This is a genomic window from Streptomyces katrae (assembly GCF_000966975.1).
Lineage (GTDB): Bacteria > Actinomycetota > Actinomycetes > Streptomycetales > Streptomycetaceae > Streptomyces > Streptomyces katrae.
In genome coordinates, this window is record NZ_JZWV01000849.1 from 1 (window position 1) to 4,957 (window position 4,957).

The 4,957-nt window shown below is 72.3% G+C and carries 7 protein-coding genes; 3 read left to right on the plus strand and 4 right to left on the minus strand.

The window, feature by feature from the left end:
• Positions 1–1,090, plus strand: a 1,090-nt coding sequence (locus VR44_RS27890) for a PP2C family protein-serine/threonine phosphatase (protein ID WP_045950379.1), incomplete at its 5' end; no start/stop codon positions are given.
• Here VR44_RS27890 and VR44_RS27895 read toward each other — a convergent pair.
• The 3 genes from VR44_RS27895 to VR44_RS27905 form a co-directional block, all read right to left on the minus strand.
• Positions 1,087–1,428 (minus strand): DUF2516 family protein, encoded by a 342-nt coding sequence (locus tag VR44_RS27895; protein WP_042809690.1) that lies wholly within the window; start codon positions 1,426–1,428, stop codon positions 1,087–1,089. The genes VR44_RS27890 and VR44_RS27895 overlap by 4 nt on opposite strands.
• Positions 1,429–1,544: 116 nt before the next feature.
• Positions 1,545–2,114 carry a hypothetical protein gene (locus VR44_RS27900; RefSeq protein WP_045950380.1) on the minus strand — a complete coding sequence of 190 codons (570 nt, stop codon included), beginning with the start codon at positions 2,112–2,114 and terminating at the stop codon, positions 1,545–1,547.
• Between the two features lie 22 nt (positions 2,115–2,136).
• Positions 2,137–2,523 carry a helix-turn-helix domain-containing protein gene (locus VR44_RS27905; protein ID WP_045950381.1) on the minus strand — a complete coding sequence of 129 codons (387 nt, stop codon included), beginning with the start codon at positions 2,521–2,523 and terminating at the stop codon, positions 2,137–2,139.
• A gap of 192 nt (positions 2,524–2,715) precedes the next feature.
• Here VR44_RS27905 and VR44_RS27910 point away from each other — a divergent pair, with 192 nt between their 5' ends.
• Positions 2,716–3,054, plus strand: a complete 339-nt coding sequence (locus VR44_RS27910; RefSeq protein ID WP_045950382.1) for a DoxX family protein — start codon at positions 2,716–2,718, stop codon at positions 3,052–3,054.
• A gap of 49 nt (positions 3,055–3,103) precedes the next feature.
• Here VR44_RS27910 and VR44_RS27915 read toward each other — a convergent pair whose 3' ends face one another.
• Complete coding sequence (locus tag VR44_RS27915; RefSeq protein ID WP_045950383.1) at positions 3,104–3,976, minus strand: sigma-70 family RNA polymerase sigma factor; 873 nt, start codon at positions 3,974–3,976, stop codon at positions 3,104–3,106.
• 151 nt (positions 3,977–4,127) lie between these two features.
• On the opposite strand from VR44_RS27915, the gene VR44_RS27920 reads away from it, so the two are divergent.
• Positions 4,128–4,910 carry an SDR family oxidoreductase gene (locus tag VR44_RS27920; protein ID WP_045950384.1) on the plus strand — a complete coding sequence of 261 codons (783 nt, stop codon included), beginning with the start codon at positions 4,128–4,130 and terminating at the stop codon, positions 4,908–4,910.
• The last annotated feature ends 47 nt before the right edge of the window (positions 4,911–4,957 follow it).

Below are 4,957 nucleotides of genomic sequence, written 5' to 3' on the forward strand. Positions count from 1 at the left end.
CGGCCAGCGCATCCGGCTCCGCACCGCCCGCAACCTCACCGAGGCCACCCGGCTGCTCACCCCCGACGTGCACTGCGTGCTGCTCGACCTGGCGCTGCCCGGCCCCGGCGAGGACGGTTTCGGCGCCCTGCGCGAGGTCCTGCGCATCGCACCCCGCCACGCCGTACTCGTGCTCACCGCCGAGGCCGACGCGGACCGCGCCGCCGAGGCCGTCCGGGTCGGCGCCCAGGACTTCCTCTTCCGCGACGAGCTCGACGGCCGGCTCCTCAGCCGCGCCATCCGCTACGCCGTGGAGAGAAAGCGGGCCGACATCGCCCAGTACAAGCTTGCAGAATCGAAACTTCGGGCCCAGGAGAACGCCCGCCTGGAGCGCGGCCTGCTCCCCACCCCCCTCCTGGAGGGCTCCGGCCTCCGCTTCGCCGCCCGCTACCGCCCCGGCCGCAGCCGGGCCCTCCTCGGCGGCGACTTCTACGACGCCGTCCGCACCCCCGACGGCACCGTCCACGCGATGATCGGCGACGTCTGCGGCCACGGCCCCGACGAGGCCGCCCTCGGCGTCGAGCTGCGCATCGCCTGGCGCGCGCTGACCCTGGCCGGGCTGTGCGGGGACGACCTGCTCGCCACCCTCCAGGAGGTCCTGGAGGTGGAGCGGCCCTGCGAGGAGATCTTCGCGACCCTGTGCACGGTCGACATCTCCCCCGACGGCCGCAGCGCGGGCCTGTGCCTGGCCGGCCATCCGGCACCACTGGTCTCCCGCCCGGGCCGCGCCGCGCGGCTGCTGCCGTACGAGAACAGCGGCCCGGCGCTCGGACTGCTCCCCCGGGCCCGCTGGCCCCGCCGCCAGGTGGACCTGGGCGGCACCTGGAGCCTGATGCTCTACACGGACGGCCTCATCGAGGGCCGGATCGGCGAGGGCCGCGAGCGCCTCGGCCAGGACGGCATGGTCGACATGATCAACCGGCACCTGCAGGACGGCCTCAGCGGCGAGGGCCTGCTGGAGGCATCCGTCACCGAGGCCCGGCGCCTCAACGGCGGCGAGCTCACCGACGACGTCGCCCTCGTCCTGCTCTCCAGGAGCCAGGCCGTCTAGCGGCCGCCGTTGTAGGGGCCGTACGGGCCGTCGCTGCTGCTGCCGCCGCGGCGGCGGTTGCCGCCGCCGGAGACCTGCTTGAGGGCGGGGCGGACGTCGACGAAGAACACGATGGACGCCACCAGACCCGCGATCTGCAGGAACAGCATCCCGAGGAAGAAGTCCACCAGGACGGTCACGCCCAGGATGACCAGCCAGAAGGTCTTGGTCTGCTTGTCCGCCGCGCGGTAGGCGTCCTCACGCGCCAGGAGCGCGAGGACGAAGGCCACGACGGCGAGCGCCAGCATGGCATAGCCGAGCAACGGGAGGACCCCGTTATCGAACCCCTGCATCAGCATCGTCTCGACCGCCTTCTCGCATCCGGCATTTCTGACTCCACGCTACCGCCCGGACCGCCATCCGAAACGAGAACGAACCGGACACCCCGCGGGTGCCCGGTTCGCCCGCGGACCGGTCAGCTCTCCCCGGCCGCCTCGGAGACCGGCTTCCGGGTGCCGTTGCGGCGCGCGGCGGGCTTCTTCGCGGCCGGCTTCTCCTCGCCGGCCTCACCGGTGGAGGCCTCGGCCGGAGCCTCCTGGGCCGGCGCGGGCTCCGGCTCCACGACCTCGGCGATGTCCACGATCTCGTCGGCGACCTCGCCGCGCCAGGCACGTACGGCCTGTTCGCCGTGCTCGGCGACCCTGTCGTAGGTCTCCTTGGCCCGTACGGCGTACTCGGCGGCCACGCCGACCCCGCGCAGCGCCAGGTCCTGGGCGGTCTCGCCCAGCTTCTTCGGGTCGATCGCCCCGAAGACCTCGACGACCCGGGCCGTGACGGCCTCCTGGGCCACCTTGGCCTTCTCCTGCACGACCTTGGTGTCGGTGTCGAGGACGGCCTCGAAGCGGGCCGGGGCCTCGGCGCGCAGCTGCTCGATCAGGCCGGGCACCTTCTTGGCCTGCTGGAGCGCCAGGTCGGCGGTGCCGGCGGCGAAGTAGAGGGGGGTGGGGTCGGTGAGGGTCTTCTTCAGGTCATCGGCGATGGCCATGTGCGGGTCCTCCCGGATCCGGTCAGTTCGTGGGTGGCACCGCGCCGTCGGCGGCCGGTTCGTCCGCCGCCTTCTCCTTGCGGAACGCGTCGTAGATCTGGAGCAGCACTTGCTTCTGCCGCTCGTTGATCGACGGGTCCGAGAGGATGACGGCGCGCGTCTCCACCTCGTCCCGGTCCCGCTCGTCGAGGATCCCGGCCTGCACGTAAAGGGTCTCGGCGGAGATCCGCAGCGCCTTGGCCAGCTGCTGGAGGATGTCCGCGCTCGGCTTGCGCAGCCCGCGCTCGATCTGGCTCAGGTACGGGTTCGAAACCCCCGCCGCGTCGGCCAGCTGCCGCAGCGACAGCTGGGCCTGCCGCCGCTGCTCGCGGAGGTATTCGCCGAGGTTCCCGACGTTGAGCGATGCCATGCTCCGATCCTGCCGCACCCTGCTAACTATTGCAAGCGCTTGCTTGCAGGAGTATCCGCCCGGACCCGCCGGAAAAGATTTCCGCAGGGCTGTCACATCCGTGCGCGCCGCCGGGTCAGAGGGGTGTCGGACGCGAGAGAGCGACGACGAGAGACAGAAACAAAGACAGAGACAGTCCCCGAAGGAGCCCCGATGTCCACCACCGCCACCGTCGTCACCCTCGTCGCCGCCTTCATGGCCGGGTTCTCCGGCCTCTCGATCTTCCGCGGCGCCAAGTTCGTCACCGAGCCGCTCGTCGAGTACGGCGTCCCGAAGGGGATGTGGACCTTCCTCGCCACCGCCAAGGTCGCCGGAGCCCTCGGTCTCCTCGTCGGCTTCGCGGTCCCCGCCATCGGGACCGCCGCCGCGATCGGCCTGGTCCTCTACTTCACCGGCGCCGTGATCACCGTCCTGCGGGCCCGCTCGTACGCGCACGTCGCCTTCCCGCTGATCTACGCCGCCCCCGCCGCCGCCGTCCTGGCCCTGGTCTGAGACCGGGGCCGGGGCCGGTGACGGCCCAGGCCCCGGCAGGACAGCGGGCTCAGTCCTCCAGGGACGTCAGGTCCAGCGCCCCCAGGCGCTCCGGGTCCGACAGGACGTCGATCGCGACGATCCGCCCCTCCACCACCGTGAAGGCCATCACCGACACGGCCCGGTCCTTGCGGACCACCACGACCCCCGCGGCGCCGTTGATCAGCGCCGGGCGGACGAACGGCACGAGCGAGCTGTACGTGACCGCCTGGCCCGCCACCGTCCGCGCACCCGTGAGCACCACGGTCAGCGCACCGCCGGCCCCGCCGTCCGAACGCAGCACCACGTCCGGGTCGAGCACCGACAGCAGCGCCTCGAACCGCCCGTCCCGCGCCGCCGCGAAGAACGCGTCCACCGCCTCCCGCTGGCGCGCCAGGTCCTTGTCCGGAGCCGGAGCCTGGCCCTGCACCTTGCGGCGGGCACGACTGGCCAGCTGCCGGGTCGCCGCCGAGGTCTTCTCGACGAGCGGGGCGATCTCCTCGAACGGCACCGCGAACATGTCGTGCAGGACGAACGCCAGCCGCTCCAGCGACTCCATCACCACCATCAGCGCCAGCCCCACCGAGTCGGCCAGCATCACCTCCTGCTCCGGGTCGATCCGGCGCTCGGAGCCGATCAGCGGGTCCGGGATCCGCGTCTCCAGCCGCTCCATCGGATCCTCACGCCGCTGCTCGCGCGAGCGCAGCATGTTCAGGCAGATCCGCGAGATCACGGTCGTCAGCCACCCGCCGAGGTTCTCGACCTCGCTCACGTCGGTGCGCTCCAGCCGCAGCCACGTCTCCTGGAGGGCGTCGTCGGCCTCGCTGAGCGAGCCCAGCATCCGGTAGGACACCGCCCTCAGATGACTGCGGTGCTCTTCGAAACGCGCCGTCAGGCCGGCCATGTCCGTCGGATTCCTCAACGACGAGTTTTCGTCCACCTGTCACATTCCTTCCTCACTGCGGGTCAAGGCAGTAGACCGCACGCCCCCGTGAAATCGAACGGGTTCAATGCCGGGACGTCAACTCCCGTTCCATCGATCGGAGATGAGCCAGATGTCGGACACCACCGGATCCCCCCGCCCCCTCCTGGTCACCGGCGGCACCGGAACCCTCGGCAGCCTCGTCGTACCCCTCCTGCGGGAGGCCGGCGCCCCCGTACGGGTCCTCAGCCGCAACCCCCGCCCGGCCGCCGGCGGAGTCACCCACGTACGCGGCGACCTGCTCCGGGACGAGGGGCTCGACGCCGCCCTCGAAGGGGTGGAGACGGTGCTGCACCTGGCCGGCGGCCCCAAGGGCGACGACGTCGCCGCCCGCAATCTCGTGCGCGCCGCGAAGGCCGCCGGAGTGCGCCACCTGGTCCTGATCTCCGTCATCGGCGCCGACACCGTCCCCCTCGGCTGGTTCAGGACCAAGCTCGAAGCGGAACGGGCCGTCTCCGGGTCCGGGCTGCCCTGGACCACCCTGCGCGCCGCCCAGTTCCACGAACTGGCCCTGACCGTCGCCGAGAAGCTCGCCAAGCTGCCCGTGGTCCCGGTCCCCGGCGGGGTGCGCTGGCAGCCCGTCGACTCCCGCGAGGTCGCGGCCCGGCTCGTGGAGCTGGCGCTCGGCAAGCCCGCCGGCCTCGTCCCCGACCTCGCCGGGCCCGACGTCCGCACCCTCGGCGACCTGAGCCGCGACTACCTGCGGGCCCGCGGCAAGCGGCGCCTGATGATGCCCGTCCGGATGCCCGGGAAGGCCGGCCGGGCCTACCGCGCCGGGGAGAACCTCTCCCTCGACGGCGCGGTGCTGGGCGAGCGGACCTGGGAGGCCTTCCTCGCCGAACGCCTCGCCTCCTAGGTGTATTGACCCGCAGCGTTGTTCACACGGGTGATGGGCGGGCGTCC